At 60.8% G+C, this 24,413-nt stretch carries 22 protein-coding genes and 1 pseudogene; 16 read left to right on the forward strand and 7 right to left on the reverse strand.

The genetic code is table 11. The annotated features are described in order from the left end of the window. Positions 1 to 50: 50 nt before the first annotated feature. The 3 genes from repC to repA all read right to left on the reverse strand — a co-directional run bounded on the left by repC (position 51) and on the right by repA (position 3,607). Positions 51 to 1,256 carry a plasmid replication protein RepC gene (gene repC / locus FZF13_RS01290; protein ID WP_065996847.1) on the reverse strand — a complete coding sequence of 402 codons (1,206 nt, stop codon included), beginning with the start codon at positions 1,254 to 1,256 and terminating at the stop codon, positions 51 to 53. A 159-nt stretch (positions 1,257 to 1,415) separates the two neighbouring features. Beyond that, the gene (repB, locus tag FZF13_RS01295) at positions 1,416 to 2,402 is read right to left on the reverse strand and encodes a plasmid partitioning protein RepB (RefSeq protein ID WP_065996999.1); all 987 of its coding nucleotides are present in this window, start codon (positions 2,400 to 2,402) and stop codon (positions 1,416 to 1,418) included. Beyond that, on the reverse strand, positions 2,399 to 3,607 hold the full coding sequence (gene repA, locus FZF13_RS01300) for a plasmid partitioning protein RepA (RefSeq protein WP_065996998.1): 1,209 nt from the start codon (positions 3,605 to 3,607) through the stop codon (positions 2,399 to 2,401). The genes repB and repA overlap by 4 nt, the downstream gene beginning before the upstream one ends. 869 nt (positions 3,608 to 4,476) lie before the next feature. Here repA and FZF13_RS01305 point away from each other — a divergent pair. Together FZF13_RS01305 and FZF13_RS01310 are read left to right on the forward strand one after the other, a co-directional pair. Next, the gene (locus FZF13_RS01305; RefSeq protein WP_065996846.1) at positions 4,477 to 4,740 is read left to right on the forward strand and encodes a hypothetical protein; all 264 of its coding nucleotides are present in this window, start codon (positions 4,477 to 4,479) and stop codon (positions 4,738 to 4,740) included. 86 nt (positions 4,741 to 4,826) lie between these two features. Continuing rightward, positions 4,827 to 5,432 carry a nucleotidyl transferase AbiEii/AbiGii toxin family protein gene (locus FZF13_RS01310; RefSeq protein ID WP_065996845.1) on the forward strand — a complete coding sequence of 202 codons (606 nt, stop codon included), beginning with the start codon at positions 4,827 to 4,829 and terminating at the stop codon, positions 5,430 to 5,432. Between the two features lie 51 nt (positions 5,433 to 5,483). Here FZF13_RS01310 and FZF13_RS01315 read toward each other — a convergent pair whose 3' ends face one another. After that, positions 5,484 to 6,716, reverse strand: coding sequence for a site-specific integrase (locus FZF13_RS01315; protein ID WP_065996844.1), 1,233 nt, complete (start codon positions 6,714 to 6,716; stop codon positions 5,484 to 5,486). Between the two features lie 125 nt (positions 6,717 to 6,841). On the opposite strand from FZF13_RS01315, the gene FZF13_RS01320 reads away from it, so the two are divergent. Together FZF13_RS01320 and scpB are read left to right on the forward strand one after the other, a co-directional pair. Next, positions 6,842 to 7,795 carry a DUF1403 family protein gene (locus FZF13_RS01320; RefSeq protein WP_065996843.1) on the forward strand — a complete coding sequence of 318 codons (954 nt, stop codon included), beginning with the start codon at positions 6,842 to 6,844 and terminating at the stop codon, positions 7,793 to 7,795. A 149-nt stretch (positions 7,796 to 7,944) separates the two neighbouring features. Continuing rightward, positions 7,945 to 8,535, forward strand: coding sequence for an SMC-Scp complex subunit ScpB (scpB, locus tag FZF13_RS01325; protein ID WP_246192410.1), 591 nt, complete (start codon positions 7,945 to 7,947; stop codon positions 8,533 to 8,535). 318 nt (positions 8,536 to 8,853) lie between these two features. On the opposite strand, the pseudogene FZF13_RS01330 reads toward scpB, so the two are convergent. Beyond that, a pseudogene (locus FZF13_RS01330) lies at positions 8,854 to 8,952 on the reverse strand (Hsp20 family protein); the annotation flags it as partial. Between the two features lie 93 nt (positions 8,953 to 9,045). On the opposite strand from FZF13_RS01330, the gene FZF13_RS01335 reads away from it, so the two are divergent. Further along, on the forward strand, positions 9,046 to 9,939 hold the full coding sequence (locus tag FZF13_RS01335) for a LysR family transcriptional regulator (RefSeq protein WP_065996842.1): 894 nt from the start codon (positions 9,046 to 9,048) through the stop codon (positions 9,937 to 9,939). On the opposite strand, the gene FZF13_RS01340 is transcribed toward FZF13_RS01335, so the two are convergent. Further along, positions 9,920 to 10,873: a LysR family transcriptional regulator gene (locus FZF13_RS01340; RefSeq protein WP_065996841.1), complete on the reverse strand. Its 954-nt coding sequence runs from the start codon at positions 10,871 to 10,873 to the stop codon at positions 9,920 to 9,922. The genes FZF13_RS01335 and FZF13_RS01340 overlap by 20 nt on opposite strands. A 110-nt stretch (positions 10,874 to 10,983) precedes the next feature. On the opposite strand from FZF13_RS01340, the gene cuyA reads away from it, so the two are divergent. The 7 genes from cuyA to hisD are packed head-to-tail and all read left to right on the forward strand — an operon-like array spanning position 10,984 to position 18,005. Further along, positions 10,984 to 12,006 (forward strand): D-cysteate sulfo-lyase, encoded by a 1,023-nt coding sequence (gene cuyA / locus FZF13_RS01345; RefSeq protein ID WP_065996840.1) that lies wholly within the window; start codon positions 10,984 to 10,986, stop codon positions 12,004 to 12,006. 2 nt (positions 12,007 to 12,008) lie between these two features. Next, entirely contained in the window at positions 12,009 to 13,217 is a 1,209-nt protein-coding gene (locus FZF13_RS01350) for a DegT/DnrJ/EryC1/StrS family aminotransferase (RefSeq protein WP_065996839.1), read from the forward strand. Next, complete coding sequence (gene cuyB, locus FZF13_RS01355) at positions 13,214 to 13,948, forward strand: cysteate racemase (RefSeq protein ID WP_065996838.1); 735 nt, start codon at positions 13,214 to 13,216, stop codon at positions 13,946 to 13,948. The genes FZF13_RS01350 and cuyB overlap by 4 nt, the downstream gene beginning before the upstream one ends. A 43-nt stretch (positions 13,949 to 13,991) precedes the next feature. Next, positions 13,992 to 14,984, forward strand: coding sequence for a taurine ABC transporter substrate-binding protein (gene tauA / locus FZF13_RS01360; protein ID WP_065996837.1), 993 nt, complete (start codon positions 13,992 to 13,994; stop codon positions 14,982 to 14,984). A gap of 58 nt (positions 14,985 to 15,042) precedes the next feature. Then, positions 15,043 to 15,834: a taurine ABC transporter ATP-binding protein gene (locus FZF13_RS01365; protein ID WP_065996836.1), complete on the forward strand. Its 792-nt coding sequence runs from the start codon at positions 15,043 to 15,045 to the stop codon at positions 15,832 to 15,834. Next, positions 15,831 to 16,700 carry an ABC transporter permease subunit gene (locus FZF13_RS01370; RefSeq protein ID WP_065996835.1) on the forward strand — a complete coding sequence of 290 codons (870 nt, stop codon included), beginning with the start codon at positions 15,831 to 15,833 and terminating at the stop codon, positions 16,698 to 16,700. The genes FZF13_RS01365 and FZF13_RS01370 overlap by 4 nt, the downstream gene beginning before the upstream one ends. An 18-nt stretch (positions 16,701 to 16,718) precedes the next feature. Next, the gene (hisD, locus tag FZF13_RS01375; RefSeq protein ID WP_065996834.1) at positions 16,719 to 18,005 is read left to right on the forward strand and encodes a histidinol dehydrogenase; all 1,287 of its coding nucleotides are present in this window, start codon (positions 16,719 to 16,721) and stop codon (positions 18,003 to 18,005) included. A gap of 128 nt (positions 18,006 to 18,133) precedes the next feature. Here hisD and FZF13_RS01380 read toward each other — a convergent pair whose 3' ends face one another. Continuing rightward, positions 18,134 to 19,072: a helix-turn-helix domain-containing protein gene (locus tag FZF13_RS01380; protein WP_083237634.1), complete on the reverse strand. Its 939-nt coding sequence runs from the start codon at positions 19,070 to 19,072 to the stop codon at positions 18,134 to 18,136. A gap of 162 nt (positions 19,073 to 19,234) precedes the next feature. Here FZF13_RS01380 and FZF13_RS01385 point away from each other — a divergent pair, with 162 nt between their 5' ends. From FZF13_RS01385 to FZF13_RS01400, 4 genes are all read left to right on the forward strand, one after another. Continuing rightward, positions 19,235 to 20,467 (forward strand): ABC transporter substrate-binding protein, encoded by a 1,233-nt coding sequence (locus tag FZF13_RS01385; RefSeq protein ID WP_065996833.1) that lies wholly within the window; start codon positions 19,235 to 19,237, stop codon positions 20,465 to 20,467. 77 nt (positions 20,468 to 20,544) lie between these two features. Further along, positions 20,545 to 21,453 (forward strand): carbohydrate ABC transporter permease, encoded by a 909-nt coding sequence (locus tag FZF13_RS01390; RefSeq protein ID WP_083237633.1) that lies wholly within the window; start codon positions 20,545 to 20,547, stop codon positions 21,451 to 21,453. Then, the gene (locus FZF13_RS01395; protein ID WP_065996832.1) at positions 21,453 to 22,304 is read left to right on the forward strand and encodes a carbohydrate ABC transporter permease; all 852 of its coding nucleotides are present in this window, start codon (positions 21,453 to 21,455) and stop codon (positions 22,302 to 22,304) included. The genes FZF13_RS01390 and FZF13_RS01395 overlap by 1 nt, the downstream gene beginning before the upstream one ends. Next, positions 22,301 to 24,403 carry an alpha-galactosidase gene (locus FZF13_RS01400; RefSeq protein ID WP_065996831.1) on the forward strand — a complete coding sequence of 701 codons (2,103 nt, stop codon included), beginning with the start codon at positions 22,301 to 22,303 and terminating at the stop codon, positions 24,401 to 24,403. The genes FZF13_RS01395 and FZF13_RS01400 overlap by 4 nt, the downstream gene beginning before the upstream one ends. Positions 24,404 to 24,413: the final 10 nt, after the last annotated feature.

The raw sequence follows: 24,413 nt of genomic DNA on the forward strand, positions 1-24,413 counted from the left end.
CCAGGAAACCATTGCCTCATCGCGCGAGCAGCCCAACTCTCCGAACCCAGTCATCCTGCCATCCTCGCAGTGGAACCGTTCGATTTGAACGCCGCCATCAGCATCGGCCCGACGGTGAACTCCCCTGCCCTTGCCTTTTCGGTAAGCGCCCGCAGGTAGCCGCCAGCCGAATTGATGTGCTGAGCGCGCTGCAGGATACAGGCAACGACGATCGCCGCGGTTTCCGGCCCCATGACATGGCAGGCATCCTCATACGCCGATGGCGAGACCCCCAGATACCCCCTCACCTGGGCGGCGACGGCCATTAAATCTCGCCAACTCCCGATCCCGTCGGCGGCGTAGTCGATGATTTCTGGGCAAGCCTTCAGCACAAATCCAAGCGGATAGCCTTTCGGCGGCTTCTGCGGTTCTCGTCTAGGCTCGACCGTCGCCCCGCTTTTTTCGAAAGCAGGTTCAAATTCAAGAAGAGAGTCGGTATTTGAATCAGACTGCTGCCGCTCAGTTCGATCGTCATTGCCGATTGAATCTTCGACATTCATGTGAGAATTCAGCAGGATATCGACCTCGTCGCGGATAGCGGCCAGATCACTCACAATCGGCTCCAGATCAGAGGTGGCCGCGCGGCGCGGAATCGCATCCACAATGGCCCGAAAACGCCTCCAGAGACCGCCCCAGTCGCCTGGAACGTCTTCCTCGACGGCCGCCTCGATCAGCTTGCTGATGTCCCTGCGGTGCAGCGTGATGCGTTCCCGCATGAGCTTCAGCGCCCGATTACCCGCACGGACTCGCTCTGCGGCCTCTGAGAATTCGACAGCGCGCACGAGCATAGGTGCTAGTGAGAAACCAAAGGCTTCCTCGAAGGCCCCTCCCCTGCCCTTACGGGCGTATCGTTTGCCGTTGGGGCTGTCCCGCCGGATGATCAGGCGGTTGTCGACCAAGGCCGCTAGGTGCCGCCGCAAGGTCGGTTCCGACATTCCGTGCGCCCGCAGGATCAACTGCCGGTTCGACGGGAATACGACCAGGCCGTTTTCCTCCGACAGCTCGTCGTCGGGATAGAACGACAGCAAGGCCGCCAGGACCGCGAGAGCGCGATCGCCTATACCGACGACAGATTTGCCTTCGCAGAGATCTCGGTAAGCCTGCCACTTGTCGACGGCCTTGCCGTGAGGGATCTCATTTGCCTCGTTTTGCGCCGCCAGTAAGGCAAGCGACATTGGCCGCCGCCCAAAAGGCGTCGTTGCAATGCCCGTTCCCATGTCTTTCCTTCACCCTCTCATTGGGCAAAAGAACTCTGCTCGCCGAATCGACGCCTAAGACTCTTGACAGTGATTCGCGGAAATGAGATTCTCAGCTTGTCCAGAGATGAGAAGGGCTTCCGCGACGGTGACGTTCGGGGGCCTTTTTCTTTTGCGGTTTCAGTTCTCCTGTTTCGACTTCCAATCGGCGTAGAGATCGTCCAGCCGATCTGCTAGATATCTGCCAAAGTCAGCGTCGGAACCTGACGCCTTCAGCGAAAGCACGAGCGCCTTGCCGTTGTCTTTGACCTGAGCGGCGACCTTGGTGCCCGTTGGTTTCCATTGTGGGGCGGCGGTCTCTGCCTTCGGCTTCTTGTTCGCCGCTGCCAAAACTGCCATGAAGCGCTCGTCCGAGCTCAGGGTTTCGAAATTGGCCTTCTGAATCGCTTCCTTGACGGCCAACAGCGCCTTCCCGTCTGCAAGCTTGTCAGCGACCTCCATCCAGCGGCGCCGACCTGCAGACGGTGCGGAGCCAACGGCCCTGACGATGGAGACGGGGATAGCCTTGGCAACAGACAACAGTTTCGACAGCTCTGTTTTGTCCGTCGACAACGCTTCCATAATGACGTCTCGCTTGAAGCCGTGGTTCTCAAGTGACGCAGCAAAGGCCGCTCTCTCGATGTAGCTCAAATCCCTACGCGCCGTGTTCTCGACACCCTGCGCAACGATGAGTTGATCATCCGTCATAGGGCGGACAACCGCCCTCACCTTCAGCTTGAGATATCGAGCGGCATTCAGCCTTCTATGGCCGTAGGCTACTTGGTAACGGCCTTCAAGATCGGGATGCTGCCGGACAAGGATCGGAACCTCCTGCCCGTTGTTCTGGATGGATTGAACGAGTTCATCGTCTTTGCTTGCTTCGACGTCAAATCGGTCTCGAATGAACGAACCATCGATCAGAGCCGGATCGAGTTCGACGACCCTCTCTCCCGAAGCAAGGGCTTCTTGCAGGGCCTTCGTCTCCTGATCCATGCGATCGAGGGCCAAGCCCATGGTCCGAACAGGGCCAGCAAGAACTCTACCGCCCTCGCCTTCCTCAAAGTTGGCCGCGGCCAACTCCCGGCTTGTGTCGGCAAAAATGCCCGTCAATTTATCTCGTCTGCTCATGAGCGCCCCCACACGCGCATCATGCCGTTCAGGATTTCCCCATTCACAGCGTCGAGGGATTCAATTACGCGATCATAGGTCGAGCGGCGGACCTGGCCACGCTCGATCTCGTAAAGGGTCTGCTTAGTAAGACCTGCATCTGCGATCGCCGTGGACTTCAGGACAGTGGCGGCGAGGACTTCGTCGCCGAAAAGACTACGGAGAAGCCCAACAATCTGAGCCTGCGGACCGTCATGCGGTTCGTGACGAGTGACCACGTAGCGGATGAAATCGTGGTTGAGATCACCGCCGGCTCTACGGACAACCGACAGCAAGTCTGACGTCATCAATAGAAACTGCGACATCGATGCGACGTCGACCATCTGCGGGTGGATGGTGATCAGAAGACTAGTGGCAGCGCAAACTGCGCCCAAAGTCAGGTAGCCGAGTTGCGGCGGGCAATCGATGACGACAACATCATAGTTAGCCTCAACCTCGGCGATGGCGTTGCCGACACGCTTGAAGAATATATCCTGATTGCTGGTCTTCCGCTCAATTAGCGCGGTAGGCGTCTCGTGCTCGAACTCCATCAGTTCTAGATTACCTGGAACGAGGTCGAGCCCTGCGAAGTATGTCTTGCGGACGATCTCCTTCAGCGGTCGCCGCTTGTCGTCGTAGCGGATCGCACCATACAGCGTGTCACCTTCCTGCAGGTCAAATTCTGGCTGAACGCCGAGCATAGAGGACAGCGAGGCCTGAGGGTCGAGGTCGATGGCCAGAACACGATATCCTTGCAGAGCCAGAAACTGAGCAAGGTAAACTGTCGTCGTCGTCTTTGCCGATCCACCCTTAAAGTTGGCAACGGCAATCGTCTGCAACTTTTCTCCCCGCCGACGCCACGGAAGGTGAGAGACCGCGTCCTTCGGCTTAACGGCAGCGATGTGATGACGGAGTTCGTTAATCTGCTCGAGTGTGTAGGAGCGCCGTCCGGTGGCCGACACGTCAGGCGAGGGGCCTTTGCCATCGAGCGATAGCTGGCGGAGATACCCGTCGGACACTCCCAGGAGCTGCGCGGCTTCCCCAGACGTGAAAGTCTTCATGGACTTCTGAGACGACGGCGGGAAAAGACGCTCTCCGAGCAACTGCAGCTGTTTAGACAACTGTCGCGCATGCTGAGCGATGCGGGCGTCCGACGAAACGGCCGTTGATACGTTTGAATTCTGCAACATCGATTTTCCCTTTCGATGCGCTTTTTAGGCCGCAGATGCTAAAAAAGCGTATCGAAAATGACATGATTCGGTAACCATGCCAAGAACCCTTTGAAATCAAGGGGATCCGTCAGGCATCTGAGCAAAGTTGGCCGCGGCCAACTTGCGGAACGGACGACTCACCCAACGAGATGACAACAATAAGGACAGAGTTGGCCGCGGCCAACTTATATCGGAGCCCCACAAAGGGCGGTTCAAGCGAAGCAACTTGGAATCACAGACACCAGCAAAGAGCCCGGCAGCCTTCGACACCAGAGAAGGAATTCACGCATGTCAAGCATGGCCGCCGACATCATTTACCTAGCGGAGCACCGCGGATCGAACCCGGCATCGAGCACTTCAGGCAGCATCTGGCTGACCGGAAGGCCTTTCAAAACGAATACGAACCCGAATGCGCAGCGCGTTCGATGTCGTGAAAACCGCCGCCGCCGTAGGTGATGGATCACCTGCCCTACGAGGAATTCGAGTATTGGCTGGCCGACCGGATCAAAAAGCGCGGCCTGATGCGTACCGCACGGCGGCGACGTCAGAGTATTGCTCCTGGGATGACCACCGCCCAACCCGCTGCGCATAGTTCTATCTCTTGCGCTTCGGTTGCCTGCTCGCCGGTTGGGACGCGGCTATAGCCGATTAGGCGCCCCTGCCATCCACTGGAAGTTCGACTTTGCGTGTCCGACGCCATGCGAGTCTCTTCCGGGCCGCGGCTTGCCCAAACTACAAATACAAGGGAGAAGAGCGAAGGTCTCTCGAAGGCTGACCCGCCGTCGCTCGACCGTAAGCGAAGGCAACTTGTGTCGTTGGGCCGAAGAGACTAACTTAAAAGCACTATGAATACGCATTTGGCTTCAGTTCTGACGACCGTGAACGCACCCTACAGTGATCAGCTGGACGGGGCGGCACTGGCGCATTGCCTTGCGGACCTCGACTTGGCCAAACAACATCCGGGCCATGTCAGTGCGTTTTTCAGCGAGGTTCCCCTCGCACAGCAGGTCGAGTTCGCCGCTGCCCACGACCTTGCGGTCCCCGCCCTGAAGGCCTTTGCCGTCGAGTTCTCTGCCTGGTCCGGCGAGAGCTACCCGCTCGCTGCGTAATGGCCAAAAGCAAAACCCGGTGCCCGTCCGAATGGCGACAGCTTTTCCGCATCGCAGTCGACCTCATCGACTAGCTCCGCGCAAAGGTGGGTGGTTACGACTTCGAATGGTCGTTTGGCGGCGGCACAGCCATGATGATCCAGATCGCCCATCGCGAAAGCCATGATATCGATATTTTTCTCGATGACCCTCAATTGCTCGGGTTTATCGACCCGTCCAGAAGCGGCTTGCACTTCAACATAGCGCCGACTGACTATCTGGGCGATGGGCTTCACTTTCAGAAATTCGCTTTCGAGGACATCGGCGAGATCGATTTCATCGTTGCCGGGCCGCTGACAGAAGCCCCTTTCGTGACACGGGAAGTGGAGGGTAGGGCGGTGCGGCTCGAGACGATCCCCGAGATCATCGCCAAGAAGGTCTACTATCGGGGATCTGAAGCCAAGCCACGGGACATTTTCGACATCGCCGCCGCTGCTCGTTCGCATCTCGGAGACATGGTCAATGCCCTGCACGCGTTCCCGGTGCAGGTTTCCCGGACGAAGGCGCAGCTGGAAAAGTTGAATCCGGAATTTGTCCGCCTCACCATTGCACAGCTAATGATCATGCCGGACTACGAGGCATCGGCCGCCGATAGTCTGGACACGGCACTGGCTGTGCTCGACGAGGTGCTGGTATCGCCCGCAACGCGCTAACCGCCTCGCACTTCGCCCAGCAATCCAAACGGGCAGGGGAGGGGGCTTTTCTTAGAGCCCCGACGCCTTGGTGAGATTGACGCGGAAACGATCGCGACGCCGCTGATATTTTCGCGTCATCTCCGCGCTCGCGTGGCCGAGCTGCTTCTGGACGTAACGCTCGTCGACCTCGGCCGAGGAGGCAAGGCCGGCGCGCAGCGAATGGCCGGCAAACACCACGCCGCGTTCGCCTTCGGGCAGATCGCCGCGCACGCCGGCCGCCAGCACTGTGCGTTTGACGAGCCGGGCGACCTCCTGGTCGTTGAGCCGGTCGGCGCCGACCGCTTTTCCCTGGCCAGTGACGCGCCGAAACAGCGGGCCATGCGCGATACGGGCGAGCTTGAGCCAGGTCTCCAGCGCCACGACAGGGCAGGTGGCGTCGGACGAGCCGCGCCCGACCTCGACCTCGCGCCATCCGGTCTTACCGCGCAGGCGCAACAGCATGCCCTTGTCGAGGATTTCCACCCAGCCCGAAGCATCCTCGGTCTGGTCGCGGCCGACATCGAGCCCGACGACCTCGGAGCGGCGCAGGCCGCCGGCAAAGCCGAGCAGCAGCATCGCGCGATCGCGCAGGCCACGCAGGGTGCCGCGGTCGAGTGTTTCGAGCATGGCGATCAGATCCTCGGGCAGCACCGCTTCCTTCTGGCGGGGCGGGGCGGCGTGCTTGTTGCGGATACCGGCCATGACGGTGGCGATGGCGCGGTCTTTCCTGTCGAGCGGCTGGCCGCGCTGCGAAAAATTCCAGGTTAGCGCCGAGAGCCGGCGCTCGATCGTCGCCACGGATTTCTTGTCCCCTGAGACAGTGTCTGTTGCGCTGCCGGAGGCAAGCGCGGTGATGTAGAGTCCCACCGCCTGAGGATCGGGCGGCAGCGTCGCAAACCCCTGGCGCCGGCACCAGGAGGAAAAATGCTTCCAGTCGGAGGCGTAGGCGCGGCGTGTGTTGCCTGAGCTCGCCGCCTCGACATAGTCGCGAGCCCGATCGGCCAGCGCGTCGAGATGCGCCGGCAGGCGCGGGGCCGAGACGACCGGAAGGGCAGGGGAGGGGGCTTGGGCCGGCGGCACATCCGGCGCGCGACCCATCTCCAGGACGACGTCGACGATGTCGGGCAGATCGTCGGCGACCGGCACGTCGTCCTCGGCCGAAGCCGCCGGCGTAGTTTGGTCGACACCAGCGGGCGTTTCCTGTGATCGAGCGGAGCCGTGCCGAGTGCGATTTTCGGGGTTTTGCTCGACGAGAGAGGCCATTTCGTCAGTAGAGCAGATAACGACGGATAATGCAATTTTATCGATCATTTTATCACATCGACATGCCGTGCGGATAGAGGCGTTTTCGCTCGCATAAACCGCACATCGCGTTTACGCTGTCCGCGATGAGTCGGCAGCCTACACCCGCCTTGCAAACCTCCTGCCCGGTTCCCCGCGCGCCGGCGTGGGCGACGCCGCGCGGCCGTAGCGAGAATCCGGTCGAGGCCGCCTTCATGGCCGGCAGTGCCTTGAACTCGCTCGACAATCTCGTAAGGGCAGAGCCCGAATGGAGCGCCGCGTGGCGGCATCGACTGGCGCTGAAAGCCGCAGCCGCATGCGTGACGCTGATCGGCCGTAGCGAGGATGAAGCGGCCTTGCGGGACGCCTGGTTGCTGCGCCACACCGGCGACGAGCCAGGCCCTGCCGGCAACGTGCTCGCCGCATGGCGGCGTCTCGCCGGGCGCTCGCTGCCGCCGAGCGTTGAGGAATTGCGGACGGTCGTCGCCCTGCTCGGCGTCGGCTGGTCGGACGGTTTTTGCAACCTGATCGACGTCACAAGGGAAGAGGTGCGCAGCGGCGCGCCAGCCCCGGTCGTCGCCGCGCGCACCGCCGCCGCCGTCATGCGGGAGGACCGACAAGCCGAAATTTTTTCCTGGTGGCTGGCCGATTGCGCGCTGTCGTGGCGCATGGGCTGGACGCATGCCGTGCCGATCCTCGGTCTTCAGATTCATGCGCCGCAGCTGCGTTCAGGCTTTGAAGGCCGGCGCGCGCGACCGGGCGGCGACGGGTTCGAGCGGGCCGCCTTCATTGCCGCGGCCCTCGGCGCCGCCGATGCCTGCCGCCTCGCGGCGGATATGGCGGCGCAGGCCGAACGGCTGCGGGCGGCCGTGCCAAAACTGCGGTCGAAGGCGGCCGGCGAGGTCGTCGACCAGCTGCGCGGCGACGATGCGGTATCGGGAACGTTGACCACCAAAAACCTGTCGCGCTGGGCCAGCCGGCGCCTGTTCGATCGGCTGCAAACACTCGGCGCCGTGCGTGAGCTGTCCGGCCGCCCGGCCTTCCGCATCTACGGGCTGTGACCATGACGGAGAGCGCAACCACGCGGCGACGGGGAGGGCAGGGCGGCGCAGGTCGATCAGCTGACCAGCGATCAGGCGACGGTCGGCCAAATGACGGTCGATCAGCTGACCAGCTGTTTGATCGGGAGCTGGATCATCTGCCGCCGCAGATGCGCTGGCGCGAATGGATGATGCGTGTCGAGGCAACGATCTTCGCCGCCAGCGAGCCGGTCGGCCGCGAGGTACTGGCGCGCATCGTCGGCAAGGACTGCAGCATCGACCTGTTGATCGACGACATCCGGGATGAGTTGCGCGGGCGGCCGTACGACCTGGTTTCCGTCGCCGGCGGCTGGAAGCACCTGACCCGGCCGGCCTATGCCGACGCCATCCGTACGGCTGTCGGAGGCAACGAACGATCGGTCGACCTCACCCAGTCCGAAATCCTGGTGCTGATGTGTATTGCTTACTTCCAGCCGATCACCCGCACCGAGCTGTCCAGCTTCTTCGGCAAGGAGATTTCGCGCGATCTGATCGGCCGTCTGCGCGGCGCTGGCCTGATCGCCTCGGGACCGCGCAGCCCGACGTCCGGAGCGCCTTACACCTATGTCACGACGAAAGAGTTCCTGCTTGAGTTCGGCCTCGATACCCTGCGCGACCTGCCCGACTTCGAGGCGCTGGAGGACGCCGGCTTGCTCAGCAAGGAAAAGCTGCTGGCCGGCGATATCATGCCAGGGCTCGCAGACACCGCCTTCGACGAATGAATGAACTGCAACCTTGCACGAGCCGGCCGCGATCTTGGTTGGCCGCGGCGTTTTGATAAAGTAGTCATGCGTGGCACTGCGGATTGCCCTTTGCCAAGAGCCGCGATCCGAGGCCGCGTCCTTAGGCGGAACGACAGGAGAACCGTCGCGCTCACTCCATTCAAGCTGAAGGCGGGCGGTTTGCTTTGGCTTAGCTGAAGCGTTCGCCTTCGATGTGCTCGCGCCCCTGTTAGGACCCCGTCTGACCCGCTCATCCCTCCCTCTTTGGCGAAGGATCCTGCCGGCGGCGACAAGACCGCCGCCGGCGCCTACCATGCGTCAGTTCTTGGTGACAATACGCTTGACCTGCGACTGCGCCTTCTCGGTCTTGGGTAAGGTCACGGTCAGCACGCCGTTCTTGAAGCGCGCATCGACCTCCGGGAGAAATTTGCCCGCACCATGATGCATTACCAATGATCTTAATATTAGATTATTTCTATTATTCTATTCGACAACGCTTATCAATTTTGCATGACACTCGAACAGCTTCGTATCTTCCTCGCCGTGGCAGAGCGCGGGCACGTCACCAGGGCGGCGCGCGTGCTAAACCTCACGCAATCAGCGGTCTCCGCCGCGATCTCTACGCTTAAGGCGCAGCATGGGGTGCGGCTTTTCGACCGGATCGGTCGCGGCATCGAGATCACGGAAGCCGGTCGCACTTTCATGGGTGCGGCGCAGGCCGTCATGGCTGAGGCAGAGACAGCGCGACTTGTGCTTGCGGATCTGGCGCAGGACGTCCGGGGGCGGTTGCGCATCCATGCGAGTCAAACAGTGGCAAGCTATTGGCTGCCGCCATTTCTGATAACGCTACATGAACGCCATGCCGGCCTGGATATGGCACTTATGGTCGGCAATACTGCTCAGGTGGCGCAGGCTGTGACAAATGGTGCGGCAGACCTAGGCTTTGTGGAAGGTGACGTGACCCAGAACGATCTCAGGCGTCGCGTCGTTGCTCGCGATGAACTTGTATTCGTGATGTCGCCCGACCATCTTTTGGCAAAATCTCGCTCGCTCGGTGCGCTGGATTACGGACGGACAAGCTGGGTCCTGCGCGAACTCGGGTCCGGTACGCGGTCGGAATTTGAGGCGCATCTGAGCGCCATGAGGCTGTCGATCGATGATCTCGATATCGCGCTCGAACTGCCCTCGAACGAGGCAATTCTGGCCGCTGTTGCTGGCGGACGTTGTATCAGCATGCTGTCACGCCGCGCGGTCGAGGGAGCGGTGTCGCAGGGAGTCGTGCGGATACGCTCCGTCACATGGGCACCAAGGCCCGAACGCAGCTTTGCTGTCCTGACCCATCCCGCGCGCCACCGCACCCGCGCGGCCGAAGCGTTGCTGAACCTCATCGACGAGGCGCGCTGACGGTATCGGTGCTCCCGATCGTCGGAGGCTCACGTTGAGGCGGTGGCTGCGCAATTTGCGACCAGACTTCACTGGCGACCGGTCCTGACGTTCCCAACAACCTGACAGCCGTAATTTCCAGCGGGCAGGAAAGCAGCATCTCAGAGATGTCCACGACAACGCCGTCTCTGATGCGTTGCTTGGCAAGCGATTCGGGCACCCAGGCCACCGCTATGCCGACTGCCGCCATCTCGAGCGCGGCAAGTGTGAGCGCCGTTTCTGCGATCGGCATGAGCCTTGTTGCACCGCTCAGGCGCGGCAGGATCAGTCTTCCCATCATGCTGCCAAAAAACACGTTACCTGGATAAGCGATATAGGGAACCTCGTCCCCCGCAATTCTCAGAGCCAAATCGTCAAGCGCACCGGCATCGAAGACCGGGATGAGCCGGTCGAAGCCGATAGTAGCCGATTCGACATACCCGGCATTAACGGGATGATCCTCTCCCGGCACACGGTAGATAACGGCGATATCGGCTTGGCGTGAGAGCAGAAGGCCGACGCATTCATCGAGATTGGCCGAGCGAAGGCGGACATGGATCGTCTCGTTTTGCTGCCGCAACTTCTTGAGAAGGTGCGGCGTCAACGCCGTCGTCAGTGAATGCTGGCTTGCAAGGACGACGCGATTCGAGGCGACGCGAGCGTCGAGTTTGAGATCCACGACAAGCTGACGCAGATCTACGGCAAGCTTTTGGATTTGATCGCGCTTGTCGGCCATTGTCGGGCGTACCTGCACCGGCTTTCGGGTCCGGTCGAACAGTTCGGTTCCGACATGATCTTCGATGTTCTGTATTCGCCTGGAAAAGGCTGATTGCGTGAGAAACCGCCGCTCCGCCGCTTCATGGAACGATCCGGTCTCGGCGACAGCAAGGAGATCCTCAAGCCATTCGAGGCGCATGACGGCTCCATAAGATGCAATATGTGCATCTTAGGTGGATAATTTCGAATTTGCACGAGTCATTTTGACGTGCGAGTGTCACTTTGCTCAAGTTTCGGAAGGTTTATCATATGCATCTCGCTCGCTTTCCACGCGTCTTCCTGGCCCATCTGCCGACGCCTCTCGAAAAGCTCGACCGGCTCAGCCGGGAGCTTGGCGGACCGGAGATCTGGATAAAGCGCGACGACTGCACCGGGCTGTCGACTGGCGGCAACAAGACCCGCAAGCTGGAATTCCTGATGGCCGAAGCTCAAGCCATGGGCGCCGACACGGTGATGACACAGGGCGCGACGCAATCTAACCACGCGCGCCAGACGGCGGCTTTCGCGGCAAAGCTTGGGATGGGCTGTCATATCCTGCTTGAGGATCGTACCGGTTCGAATGACTTGAATTACAACAGCAATGGCAATGTGCTGCTCGACCATCTGCACGGAGCGACCACATCGAAACGTGCGGGCGGGGCCGACATGCAGACCGAGATGGAAAGCGTGGCCGAGAAACTACGCGGAGAGGGTCGTAAAGTCTATGTTATTCCCGGTGGCGGCTCGAATGCCACAGGCGCGCTAGGCTATGTCAACTGCGCATTCGAACTGTTGTCGCAAGCTAACGACAGGAGCCTTGTGATCGATCATATTGTTACCGCAACCGGCAGCGCTGGCACGCAGGCCGGCCTCGTCACAGGGCTGAAGGCTATCAACGCCAATATTCCGCTGACCGGCATCGGCGTGCGCGCGCCGAAGGAAAAACAGGAAGAGAGCGTTTACAAGTTAGCTCTTCAGACAGCCGAAAAGCTCGGCTGCTTCAATGTCGTTGCGCGGTCGGACGTGGTCGCCGACAGCAACTATGTTGGGCAAGGCTATGGCATTCCGCGTGAGGACACGTTGGAGGCGATCCGCATGTTCGCTCAGCTTGAGGGTATTCTTCTCGATCCCGTATACTCGGGCAAGGGCGCGGCGGGCCTGATCGACTATTGCCGCAAGAGCAAGTTCAATAAGGGAGAGCGAGTGGTCTTCCTGCATACCGGCGGTTCGGCGGCTCTCTTCGGCTACAACGCTGCCTTCGCGGAAGACCAGACCAAGCTCGCGGCGGAATAGCCATGGCGCGACAGCGGTTCACCGGCAGCTTCACGCAGCAGCTTCCAATCCCTGACGAGGGCATCACCGCAGCTGCCGCCGTAATGCGTTCGGGCCGACTGCATCGCTACAATATCGCCGGCGGCGACGAGAGCGAGGCGATGGCCTTGGAACGCGAATATGCGGCCTGGCAGGGCGCGCGTTTCTGCCTTGCAGTCGCGTCGGGCGGACAAGCGATGCAGATCGCGTTGCGTGCGGCCGGCGTCCGTGCCGGCGAAACGGTTCTGACCAATGCCTTTACTCTTGCTCCCGTGCCCGGGGCTATCGCAGCGGTCGGCGCCAAGCCGGTATTTGTCGAAACAACCGAGGATCTCGTTATCGATCTCGACGATCTGTCGAGCAAGGCAAAGCGCACCGGCGCACGCTACCTGCTTCTGTCGCACATGCGCGGCCATATGTGTGACATGGAGGCGCTTCTGGCAGTCGCCACAGAGATCGATCTGACGGTAATCGAGGATTGCGCCCACACCATGGGTGCGACTTGGAATGGGCGCCGCTCAGGTTCCTTTGGGCTTGCTGGCTGTTTCAGCACCCAGACCTACAAGCATTTGAATTCGGGTGAGGGCGGATTGCTGACCTCGGACGACGCCGAATTCATTGCTCGCGCCACAATCCTGTCGGGCTCTTATATGCTCTACGAGCGACATGGCGCGGGACCGAATCCAGACACGTATACCAATATCCGGCTGGACACGCCAAACATGTCGGCTCGCATGGACAATTTGCGCGCGGCCCTACTGCGCCCACAACTGCAAGGCATCGAACAGGCCATCTGCGCCTGGAACGCGCGGCACGATCTGTTGGCCGCAAGGCTGGCCGCTAACCCTGAGATCCGCATACCGCACCGGCCCGCTGCCGAACGATATGTCGGATCCTCTATTCAGTTTATGATCCCGGTGATTTCGGCGAAGTCCGCGCGCGTCCTGCTGAGACTTCTTGCCGATATGGGGGTCGAGGTAAAATGGTTTGGGGCAAAAGCGCCCGCAGGTTTCACATCGGACCACCATAGTTGGCGCTACGCAGGCGCGCAGGATCTGCCGCGCACCGATGCAATCCTGGCAAGTCTCTTCGACATGCGACTACCGCTCACCTTCAGCCTCGACGATTGCGAGCTGATTGCCGACCACATCCTCGATGCCGTGACGGCCGTCGCGCCGAAAGTCGAGGCATGATGCGCCGCGTCGGCATTCTCGGAGGCATGGGTCCGGAGGCGACGGTCCTTGTCATGCAAAAGGTTCTGGCCGCCGTCCACGCCGACGACGATGCAGGCCATATACCGCTGATCGTCGACCAGAACCCCCAAGTGCCTTCGCGCATCCGCCATCTGATCGAAGGCGTCGGCGTTGACCCCGCGCCAGTTTTGGCAGACATGGCCCGCCGTCTGGTCGCAGGCGGGGCCGAGGCACTTGCCATGCCTTGCAACACCGCGCACCATTATGCGCCTGCGATCCTTGCCGCCGTCGACGTGCCGTTCCTGGATATGGTTGCGCTGGCGGCCGATCGTGCGGCGGAATTGGCCGGCTCTGGAGGTCGCGTGGGCATCCTTGCTTCACCCGCGGTGCGCAAAGTGGCCCTGTTCGATACGCCGCTGACCGCACGACGACTGACGCCACTTTATGCCGATGACGATGAGGCCCTGCTGGCCGCAATCCGCCGCATCAAGGCCGAGGGGCCTTGCCACGCGGCACGCCAGGCGCTCCGCAACGCCTCGACCGGTCTGGCAGCGCGCGGGGCGTGCGTGCAAATGATCGCTTGCACCGAATTCTCTCTGATCGGCAATGCAGTGGCCGATCGTGTCACGGCCTTGGACACGCTTGACTGTCTGGTGCAGGCAATTGTCGCCTTTGCCGCATCGGGCCCAATAAACGCGCTAACGCGCTTTAACTGCCTTCAAAAACAATAACAAGAGCGAAACGCCAACCGATACCAACAATGGAGGAATGACAATGACATCGATTTTCGGGAAGACGATCCTGCTGGCAACGACCGCGATCATGGTATCTTCGAGTTTGGTTCAGGCGGAAACCCTGACGATCGCTACTTTCAGCGATCCGACGCCCATGAACGCCGCCCGCGCTCAGCACGATTTTGAGAAGGCCACCGGCTGGACGATCGACTGGCGCGTCTTCGATTCGGGAACCGATGTCATCGCGGCGATGGCGTCGGGCGATGTGAAGGTGGCCGAGCTCGGCTCCTCGCCTCTCGCGATCGCGGCCACACAGGGCGTCGATTTGAAGATGTTCATGTTCTCCTACGCGATCGGCGATTCCGAGAGCCTGATCGCGCGCAATGGTTCGGGGATCGAGACGCTGGCCGACATCAAGGGCAAGCGCCTGGCGGTTCCGGTCGGCTCGACCGCTCACTTCTCGCTGATGGGCGCGATAGCTCATGCTGGTTTGCAGCCCGGCGATGTGACCGTGATGACGATGAAGCCCGATCAGATCGCGGCAGCCTGGGGCCAGGGCACGATCGACGCAGCCTTTATTTGGCCACCGGCGCAGACCGAGATCCTCAAGACGGGAAAGCGCATCGTCTCGGCCAAGGATACGGCTGAGTGGGGATATCCGACGTTCAACGCCTGGACGGTCAACTCGGACTTCCTCGCCTCGCACGAGAAGGAGGTTGTCGCGTTCGCGAAGGCGATGAACGCGGCAAACATGGCCTATCTCAAAGACCCCGCTGCTTGGACGCCGGAAAACGAGAAAGTCAAGCAGATTGCCAGCGTGACCGGAGCCACTGCCGAACAGATTCCCGATATACTGAAAGGCTACACCTTCATCCCGTTGCAGGAGCAGGTGACTGCCAAATGGCTGGGTAATGCGCCGATGGCACTCAAGGCGACGGCCGATTTCCTCAAATCCGCAGGTCGGATCGACGCTACCGCAGACGACTATTCAAAGTTTGTCACCAGCACGATAGCGCAAGAAGCAGCTAAATAGTCCGACTGTCCCGCCCGGCCACACCGGGCGGGACGGCGCGCTGACCTGGGAGGAGCCATTGCGCCTGAACATCGACGACGTCTCTGTAGTCTATCCCGCGTCCGACGGACGACCACCGGTCGCTGCGCTCAGCAAGATCATGCTGGAGATCGGTGACAGCGAATTTGTTGTCGCGCTCGGCGCATCGGGCTGTGGCAAATCGACCTTGCTTAACCTGATTGCGGGCTTTCTCGCCCCCACATCGGGACGATTGACGCTTGATGACGCGCCCGTGAGAGGACCAGGCGCGGACCGCGCGGTCGTTTTCCAAAAGCATGCCTTATTGCCTTGGTTTGACGTCCTGGACAACGTTGCCTTCGGCCTTCAGGTCCAGGGTGTAGCCTTGGCCGCCCGCTATGAGACGGCCAACCGCTTTATCGAACTCCTCGGACTGGATGGCTTTCAGAAATCGCCAGTCTACAAGCTATCTGGCGGCATGCAGCAACGCGTGGGAATCGCGCGCGCGCTGACTTGCGATCCGAAAATCCTTCTCATGGACGAGCCTTTGGGCGCGCTCGACGCTCTCACGCGCGAGAAGGCGCAGGAGTTAATCCTCAGCATCTGGAATGAGTCCAACAAATCAGTCTTCTTCATCACCCACAGCGTCGAGGAGGCCCTTTTTATGGGGACCAAACTGATCGTGATGTCGCCACGGCCAGGGCGCATAACCCATGCATTCGACCTGCCCTTTTCCCGGCAATTTCTTGCCGGCTCTCCTGCAAGGGGTGTCAAAGCTTCGCCGGAGTTCATCAATTTGCGTGAACAGGTTCTGAAGATCATTTTCGCAGACGAGGAGGCGGTGGCGACATGAGCGAACAAGCCGATCTGGAATCGCCGATCGCCAAAGGGATGTTTGGAAGGATTTCGCGAGCGCGCCCCACAAAGCCCGGAGAAATTTACGGGGTGCCCGGGCAAGGTAATACACTTTGGCTCTCGGCCTTGTCGATCGCTTTTTTCTTCGCCGTCTGGTGGCTGGTCACGGAAATGGGCTGGGTCAGACCGCTGTTCGTACCCTCGCCAGTCTCGATTGTCAGGAAATTCTTCGAGATCTGGAACAGCGGCTTCACCGGCACGCCGTTCGTTGAGCATGTGCTTATATCGACCGCGCGCGTGTTCGGCGCGTTCTTGCTGGCCTGCGCGATCGGCCTACCGCTCGGGCTTGCGATGGGAATGAGCCCGGTGGTGCGTGGCATCTTCGACCCTCCTATCGAGTTTTACCGGCCGATCCCGCCGCTGGCCTACCTCCCACTGATGATCATCTGGTTCGGCATTGGCGAAATGTCGAAGGTGCTGCTGATTTTTCTATCAGTGTTCGCACCGGTCGTGCTCGGCGCCCGCTCTGGCGTGCGTTCCGCGGCGATCGAGCAGATCCACGCAGCCTATTCCTTCGGAGCGACGCGCTGGCAGGTGATGCGCTACGTCATTCTGCCGTCTGCATTGCCAGAGATACTGACCGCTATGAGGATCGGTATCGGTTTCGGTTGGACCACACTCGTCGCCGCAGAGATGGTCGCTGCCACCAAGGGCCTCGGCTACATGGTGCTGTCCGCGAGCCAGTTCCTGCAGACGCCGGTCGTTATCCTGGGCATCTTCATTATCGCCATCATCGCTTTTGCCTTCGACCTTTTGATGCGGTTCCTTGAACGACGTCTCGTGCCCTGGAAGGGCAGGATGTAACCGGAAAGCCAAACCCCTATGAAATATCTTAAAAGAGCCGCGCGAACGGCGGAAGCGGATCAATCTGACGTTAGCGCCGCTGTCCAGAAAATATTGTCGGAGATCAAGATCAATGGCGAAGCAGCCGCACGCTGCTACGCCAAGGAGTTCGATAAATGGGACGGCGAAATCGTTATTTCGCAAGAACAGCGTAAGGCGGCAGCGGCCTTCCTGCCAGATCAGCTAAAGGCCGATATCCACTTCGCCCATGACAATGTCCGCCGCTTCGCCGAGGCGCAGCTAGCAACCGCCACGGATTTCGCGGTGGAAATCCTGCCGGGTTTGACGGCGGGGCAGAAGCAAATCCCGGTTTCTTCAGCGGGCTGCTATGTCCCAGGCGGCCGCTATAGTCACGTGGCGAGCGCGATCATGACGATCACCACGGCGAAGGTTGCGGGCGTGTCCCATATTGCCGCTTGTTCACCGCCGCGCCCGGGTGTTGGGATCCCGGCTGCGATTGTCTACACGATGGATCTGTGCGGCGCCGATATCATCCTGAATATGGGCGGCGTGCAGGGCGTCGCCGCAATCGCGAACGGCCTGTTCGGCGTCAGGAAGGCTGATATTCTCGTCGGCCCGGGCAACCAATATGTCGCGGAGGCTAAGCGCATCCTATTTGGCCAGATCGGTATCGACATGGTCGCCGGTCCGACGGACAGCATGGTGATCGCCGACACGACAGCCGACGCCGAACTGGTCGCCGCGGATCTGATTGGGCAGGCCGAGCACGGCTGGAATTCGCCGGTCTGGCTCGTTTCTTCAGATGCGGCGCTTGCCGCGCGCGTGATGACCCTCGTGCCCGAGCTGATCGAGGCGCTACCCCAACCGAACCGAGACAGCGCCCGGGCGGCATGGGCCGATTTCGCTGAAATCATCCTATGCGCGGACGCTGAGGAGATGGCTACAGTCGCAGATGACTACGCGCCCGAGCATTTGCATGTCCAGGCCGACGATCTCGACTGGTGGCTCAATCGCCTGCGCGCATATGGGTCGCTCTTTCTCGGCGAGGAGACCACGGTGGCCTTCGGGGACAAAACATCGGGCCCCAACCATGTCCTGCCCACCTCCGGGGCCGCGCGCTACACTGGTGGGCTGTCGGTGCACAAGTTCATGAAAACCGTGACGTGGCAACGGGCAACCCGTGCCGCAGCACGCCCCTTGGCGGAGGCCACGGCGCGAATTTCGCGGCTGGAAGGCATGGAGGGTCATGCAAGGACGGCCGACATCCGGCTCACAAAGTTTTTTCCCTCAAGAGCTTCAATCTAAGCGCCGCGAATGTTGATTAATGAGGGTGTGGCGTCAATCTGATATGACGTGTGATGATCTACGGTTTGCGGAACGGCGTAGTCTGAGGAGTGCTACGATTCCAATCGCTCGCCAGTGCGTTCGACAATCTATTTGCGGGAGAAATTCGACCGGCCAGTATCGATTTGCCTTGAGGCTTGCGCCAGACGCCGCCGGAAAGCTCCCGGCTGGCTGCCAAAACGCTGCGCAAAAGCTTCGTAGAAGCGTGAAAGGGACCCGAAACCCGACTCAAATGCAACATTTGCGATCGGCATGTCGGTTGCGATCAGCAAGGACTGCGCCGTATCGAGCCGCTGGCGCACGATCGACTGGTTGATCGTCAGGCCGACTGCGCGCTTGTAGATAGTCATCGCGTAGTTGGTATGTAGATTAACTGAGCGCGCAACATGCTCGACTGTGATGGCCTCCAACGCGTTCTCGCTAATGAAGCGGGCCATACGTTCGACGTGGACTATCCTTTCGCCGTCGCCGTGGTGAGCCACATTCATGGCCTCGCCCACCTGTCTCAGATCGCGCCACCCTTCCCGATCAAGGCGGCGAACACGGGCTGTCAATTCGTCGCGCACGATCTGCTCCAGCGCGGTGTCCCTCGAAAGGAGCTCGTCTCGCCAGCGCCTGAAAATATCATGGTCGTAGCTTTTGATATCGAGCGCCTCGATCATGGCTCCACGAAACACCGCCTCGCGAAAGCTGCTGAGGCTCGGCAAGCCCAAAAAAACCGACATCGGAACATAGAGGCAGACAAAATGCGTCGGCTCGTCGAGTTCGATGACCTGATGCGGGATCATGCCCCAAAACAGCACCAGACGGCCGGCAGACACCGTCAGTTCACGTCCGTCGAACCAGTAGGTCATACGGCCGTCGAGCACGAAGTTGAATTCGATCTGGCTGTGCATGTGGGGGCCAGGCATGCGCATCACACGATCGCTCGACCCAGCGCAAAATCTGTGATCGCCGAACACCACCAGCGGATGTGCCGGATTCAGTTCCGGATGCGCCGGAACGCTTTCGTCTTGAGGAGACCGCATCTCGACGCCGGGCCTACCTTAGAAAACCGGAAGAATGCTCAAAAAACTCGGTAGAAGCTTACGGCATTCACGGTCAGATTCAAGCCGCTCACGCTACGTCGCCAAAATGACGCGTGAGGCTGGCGGCGTCTGAAACAGTCGCCGCTTCAAGGGAGGAACAACATGAACAGCTTGAAAAGCTTGGCTGGGCTGGTGCTCGGCGTCGCCATGACTTGCGCGCCGGCGGTCGCCGGCGAGATCGTGCTGAATTCGGACCAGTCAGATCCAGCGCCGAAGAAGGCAATGGAGCAGTTGATTGCAGATTTCGAAAAAGCCAATCCCGGCGTTACAGTGAAATGGAACAATTTCGACCACGAAGGCTACAAGGCGGCAATCCGTAACTTCCTGACCGCCGATCCGCCCGACGTCGCGGCCTGGTACGCCGGCAACCGAATGGCGCCCTTCGTCAAGGCCGGGCTGTTCGAGGACGTCACCGACGTCTGGACCGCCAATGGGCTGGACGACCAGTTGAAGTCCGCCGCCTCGGCCTTGACCATCGACGGCAAGAAGTGGGGCGTCCCCTACACTTACTATCAGTGGGGCATCTACTACCGGAAGGATGTCTTTGCCAAAGAAGGCATAACGCCTCCAAAGAACTGGGAAGAGCTGATGGCGGCATGCGCCAAGCTGAAGGCGGACGGCATCACGCCTTTCGCCATCGGCACCAAGGCCCTGTGGCCGACCGGCGGGTGGTTCGACTATCTGGACCTGCGCGTCAACGGCTATGAGTTCCACATGGACCTGACCGCCGGCAAGGTGCCCTACACCGATCCCAAGGTGAAGGCAGTCTTCGCGAAGTGGGCTGAGTTGGTGAAGCCGGGTTATTTCCTGGAGAATCACGCCGCGCTCGACTGGCAGGACGCAATCCCGCAATTCGTACAGGGCAAGGCGGCAATGTATCTCATGGGCAATTTCGCGGTTGCGCCGATGAAGGACGGCGGCTTGAAAGAAGACCAGATCGGCTTCCTGCAGTTCCCCGAGATAACGGCCGGACTGCCGATGGCGGAAGACGCGCCGACCGATACCTTTCATATTCCCTCAGGTGCCAAGAACAAGGACGACGCCCGGAAATTCCTGGCCTTCCTGGCCTCGCCGGGCGCTCAGACCAAAATGAACGACATTCTTGGCCAGCTTCCGGTCAACAACACGTCGGCGAAACCGAGCGATCCGTTCCTTGAAGCCGGTTTTATCATGCTGTCAAACGCGCACGGTCTGGCGCAGTTCTATGACCGCGACGCGCCGGCCGAAATGGCAAAGGCCGGAATGGAAGGCTTCCAGGAGTTCATGGTCAAGCCCGACAAGATTGACGCCATCCTGGATCGTCTCGAGAAGGCGCGACAAAAAATCTACAAATAGCGCCTGATCGGCGGGAGCCGGGCATCTCTCTCCCTTGCCCGGCTCCTTTTTCAACCGGTATCGCAACGGTAGGCGCCATGAGCGTATATCAACATTCATTCGCCAGGGCCGCAAAGGGCTGGCGCAAACGTCTGGCCCCTTGGCTTTTTCTGGCCCCCGGGCTCCTGTTCTTTGCGGTATACGTCGTAGTTCCGATCTTCCGGTCGATCTGGATAAGCTTCTACGAGTGGGACGGATTGTCGGCTGCCACCTGGATCGGTGTCGCCAACTATCGGGAGCTTCTGAGTGACGACGCCTTCTACACGTCGCTCTACAACAACATTCTTTGGCTGGTCTTGTATCTTCTTGCCGTGCCGGCCGGTCTCGGCGTTGCCCTTTTCCTGAACCAGACCGTCACCGGTATCCGCCTCTACAAGTCGCTCTTCTTCTTTCCGTTCGTGATCAGCCAGGTGGTCGTCGGCCTGATCTTCACGTGGTTTTACGCGCCAAACTTCGGTCTCTTTTCCAAGCTGATCGAAGACATCACCGGCCAGCAGATCGCAATTCTCGGCGACGAGCGCTTCGTCACCTTTGGCATCATTGCCGCCGGTCTCTGGCCGCAGATCGCGTACTGCATGATCCTCTACCTGACCGGCTTGAACAACATCAATCCCGAACAGGTCGAGGCGGCGCGCATGGACGGCGCCAAGGGGTGGTCGATGCTGTGGAACATCGTCATCCCGCAACTCAGGCCAGCCACTTTCATCGCGGTCGTGGTGACGGTCATCGGCGCGCTGCGTTCGTTCGACCTGGTGTCGATCATGACGGACGGCGGTCCCTATGGCTCGAGCCGCGTCCTGTCCTTCTACATGTACGAGGAGGCTTTGTCGGAATACGGCTACCGGATGGGCTACGGCGCGGCGATAGCGGTCGTCTTATTTGCCATCATGATGATCTTCATCACGTTTTTCATCTTCCGGATGCTGAGGCAGGAGAGGAACACGTAATGTTTCCGACACCCGTTCAAAAGGCTCGGCCGTGGGTAAGGGTCGGCTACCAGGTCGGTCTTCCGGTGGCCCTGGCGGTCTGGCTGCTACCACTGATCGGAGTGGCGGTCACCTCCGTTCGTCCCGCCGGCGATCTGGCCGCGGGCAACTATTTTGGCATCCCATCCGGCTTTGCAGGGGTGGAGAACTACACCGCCGTCTTCAGGGACTCGCCTATCGGCTGGTACATTCTCAATTCCTTCAAGGTCACCATCCCCACGGTTGTCGGCGCGGTCGCTCTTTCCTGCCTGACCGGCTTCGCGCTCGCGGTCTACAAGTTCCGGGCCAACCTTCTGATCTTCTTTCTCTTCGTGGCGGGTAATTTCATTCCTTTTCAGATATTGATGGTGCCCGTCCGCGACATGACGCTCAAGATCGGCCTTTACGACACCACGCTGGGGCTGGTCCTGTTCCATGTCGCCTTCCAGATCGGCTTCTGTACGCTGTTCATGCGCAACTTCATCAAGGGCCTTCCCTTCGCCCTGATCGAATCGGCGCGCGTCGAGGGCGTATCGGAATGGAAGATCTTTCGGCATGTGGTGCTGCCATTGATGCGACCAGCCATCGCCGCGCTCGCGGTCCTGATCTTCACCTTCGTGTGGAACGATTATTTTTGGGCAACCGTCTTGGTGCAGAGCCAGAACGCCATGCCCGTGACGGCCGGCCTTTATTCTCTCAACGGTCAATGGGTCGCCGCCTGGCATCTGGTGTCGGCGGGCGCCATCGTCGCCGCCCTGCCGCCCGTGATCATGTTCTTCCTGATGCAGCGACATTTCATCGCCGGCCTTACTCTCGGAGCCACCAAGGGATGAGACGCCTCGTCTCGATCGGAAACGAACGGCTATCGCTTGTCCTTGCACTGCAGGACGAGGGCATGCCCGAGATGGTGTATTTTGGCCCCGGGTGCCCCGGTGAAGAAATCTCTCTTTCCGCCGAGCGCGCGAGCCGTATCAACGGCATGGACGTGTCGGTGCCGAGCGCGGTGCTGTTGCCTGTCGGCGGCCTTGGCTTCTTCGGCTGGCCGGCGCTGGCCGGGCATCGCAACGGCCGTGACTTCCTGCTGAATTTCCAGGACTGGCAGGTCGAGCACACGACAATGGGCGTGGTGCTTCGCGGTCTCGACCGGGTTGCCGCGATCGCCGTTGCCTTCGAGCTTGCTATCCACGACTGCGGCGTCGTCGCCACCGCGGTCACCGTTACCAACCACGGAACCGAAACATACACACTAGACCGGTGCATGGCCGCGACCATGGCGGTGGGCGACGGCCCGGCAGTGCTGACGAGCTTGTCCGGTATGTGGGGGCGGGAGTTCCGCCTTTCGTCCGAGCCTCTCGGCCGCAGCCTGTGGATGCAGGAGAGCAGGCGCGGCCGTACCTCGCACGACCGGTTCCCGGGTCTTTTTCTGACGACCGGACGAACCACATACGCCATCCATGTCGGCGCCAGCGGCAACCACCAGCTCGCCGTCGATCTCATCGATGACGGCCGCCGCCTCGTGCATGGCGGAGAGCTGTTCGAGCCGGGCGAGGTATTGCTGGAGGCCGGGCAAAGCTACCATAGCCCGCAGGCATATCTCACCGCATCTTTCGACGGGGTCGCCTGCGCAGCCTCGAGATTGCGCGCTGTCGTAGACGAAGCGATACTGGATTGGCCCGACGCCAAGGCGCCGCCTCGCCCCGTCACGCTCAACACCTGGGAAGGCTCCTATTTCGATCATCGGCTGGACGCCCTCAAGGCGCAGGCCGAGGTTGCGGCCGAGCTTGGCGTCGAGCGCTTCGTCCTCGACGACGGCTGGTTCGGCCGACGCGACGACGACACGTCCTCGCTCGGAGACTGGAGCGTCGACCACAGGAAGTATCCCTCGGGACTCGAGCCACTGATCGACCACGTCATCGGACTCGGCATGGAATTCGGCCTGTGGTTCGAGCCCGAGATGGTCAGTCCCGATTCCGACCTCTATCGGGCGCATCCGGATTGGGCGCTGGGGATCGCCGGCAGGCCGCGCCCTCTCTCGCGTCAACAGCTGGTGCTCGACCTGACGCGCCAGGAGGTCAGCGACTACCTGTTCGACCGGATCGACGCGATGCTTGGGGCGCACCGCATCTCCTACGTCAAATGGGATATGAACCGTGACTTGACCAATGCAGGCGGCTTCGACGGACGAGCCGTGACGGCAAGCCAGACGCGCGCAGTGCACGCGCTGATGGACCGCGTGCGCAAGCGCCATCCCGCGGTCGAGATCGAGAGCTGCGCCTCGGGTGGCGGCCGCGCCAACTATGGCGTGCTGCGACATACACACCGCATCTGGACGTCGGATTGCACCGATGCCCTGGAACGGCTGGAGATTCAGCGCGGCGCCACGCATTTCTTTCCGCCCTCGATCCTGGGCGCCCACATATCCGGCTCGCCGAACCATCAGACGGGGCGCCGCCATTCGCTCGCCTTCCGCGCCGTCGTGGCGCTGGCCTATCATCTCGGCGTCGAACTCGATCCACTGACGCTCGCGCCCGACAAGCGCCGCGAGTTGGCTCAGTGGATCGCGCTGCACAAGCGTCTGCGGCCGCTGCTGCACGCGTCGAGGGCGTCCTTCGCCGGCAATCCGGTCGACGGACGCTATGTCTGGGGCGCGGCACTGCCGGACCGAATCGCGCTTTTCGTCGCGCAGGGGCCGACGATGCTGGCGGAGCAGCCACCGCCGCTGCAGGTTGCCGTGCCTCAGGCAACAGCCCGACGCTGGCGCATCGCAGCAGTTCATCCCGCGGCGCCCGCCTTCGTTCGTTTATCCGCCGGGCAGCAGGCGCTTCTGGCCGGAGAAAGCGATTTCAGCCTGGACACGTTGCGCCATGCCGGCCTGGCGCTACCGATGCTACGACCCGAGAGTGGCGTCATCCTCGAAATCGAACCCGTTTAGGAGCCTGAAC

The sequence above is a fragment of the Mesorhizobium terrae genome, assembly GCF_008727715.1.
In the GTDB taxonomy this organism is placed as follows: Bacteria; Pseudomonadota; Alphaproteobacteria; order Rhizobiales; family Rhizobiaceae; genus Mesorhizobium; species Mesorhizobium terrae.

Excerpts from the sequence above, each read along its gene's own strand:
- FZF13_RS01340 (WP_065996841.1), bottom strand. The coding sequence starts at position 10,873 with ATGCGCCTCGAATGGCTTGAGGATCTCCTTGCTGTCGCCGAGACCGGA.
- scpB (WP_246192410.1), top strand. The coding sequence starts at position 7,945 with ATGCGCTGGCGCGAATGGATGATGCGTGTCGAGGCAACGATCTTCGCC.
- cuyB (WP_065996838.1), top strand. The coding sequence starts at position 13,214 with ATGATGCGCCGCGTCGGCATTCTCGGAGGCATGGGTCCGGAGGCGACG.
- FZF13_RS01385 (WP_065996833.1), top strand. The coding sequence starts at position 19,235 with ATGAACAGCTTGAAAAGCTTGGCTGGGCTGGTGCTCGGCGTCGCCATG.
- repB (WP_065996999.1), bottom strand. The coding sequence starts at position 2,402 with ATGAGCAGACGAGATAAATTGACGGGCATTTTTGCCGACACAAGCCGG.
- FZF13_RS01305 (WP_065996846.1), top strand. The coding sequence starts at position 4,477 with ATGAATACGCATTTGGCTTCAGTTCTGACGACCGTGAACGCACCCTAC.
- cuyA (WP_065996840.1), top strand. The coding sequence starts at position 10,984 with ATGCATCTCGCTCGCTTTCCACGCGTCTTCCTGGCCCATCTGCCGACG.
- FZF13_RS01315 (WP_065996844.1), bottom strand. The coding sequence starts at position 6,716 with ATGGCCTCTCTCGTCGAGCAAAACCCCGAAAATCGCACTCGGCACGGC.
- FZF13_RS01380 (WP_083237634.1), bottom strand. The coding sequence starts at position 19,072 with ATGCGGTCTCCTCAAGACGAAAGCGTTCCGGCGCATCCGGAACTGAAT.
- FZF13_RS01395 (WP_065996832.1), top strand. The coding sequence starts at position 21,453 with ATGTTTCCGACACCCGTTCAAAAGGCTCGGCCGTGGGTAAGGGTCGGC.
- FZF13_RS01400 (WP_065996831.1), top strand. The coding sequence starts at position 22,301 with ATGAGACGCCTCGTCTCGATCGGAAACGAACGGCTATCGCTTGTCCTT.
- FZF13_RS01370 (WP_065996835.1), top strand. The coding sequence starts at position 15,831 with ATGAGCGAACAAGCCGATCTGGAATCGCCGATCGCCAAAGGGATGTTT.
- FZF13_RS01320 (WP_065996843.1), top strand. The coding sequence starts at position 6,842 with ATGAGTCGGCAGCCTACACCCGCCTTGCAAACCTCCTGCCCGGTTCCC.
- FZF13_RS01350 (WP_065996839.1), top strand. The coding sequence starts at position 12,009 with ATGGCGCGACAGCGGTTCACCGGCAGCTTCACGCAGCAGCTTCCAATC.
- FZF13_RS01335 (WP_065996842.1), top strand. The coding sequence starts at position 9,046 with ATGACACTCGAACAGCTTCGTATCTTCCTCGCCGTGGCAGAGCGCGGG.
- repC (WP_065996847.1), bottom strand. The coding sequence starts at position 1,256 with ATGGGAACGGGCATTGCAACGACGCCTTTTGGGCGGCGGCCAATGTCG.
- FZF13_RS01390 (WP_083237633.1), top strand. The coding sequence starts at position 20,545 with ATGAGCGTATATCAACATTCATTCGCCAGGGCCGCAAAGGGCTGGCGC.
- hisD (WP_065996834.1), top strand. The coding sequence starts at position 16,719 with ATGAAATATCTTAAAAGAGCCGCGCGAACGGCGGAAGCGGATCAATCT.
- tauA (WP_065996837.1), top strand. The coding sequence starts at position 13,992 with ATGACATCGATTTTCGGGAAGACGATCCTGCTGGCAACGACCGCGATC.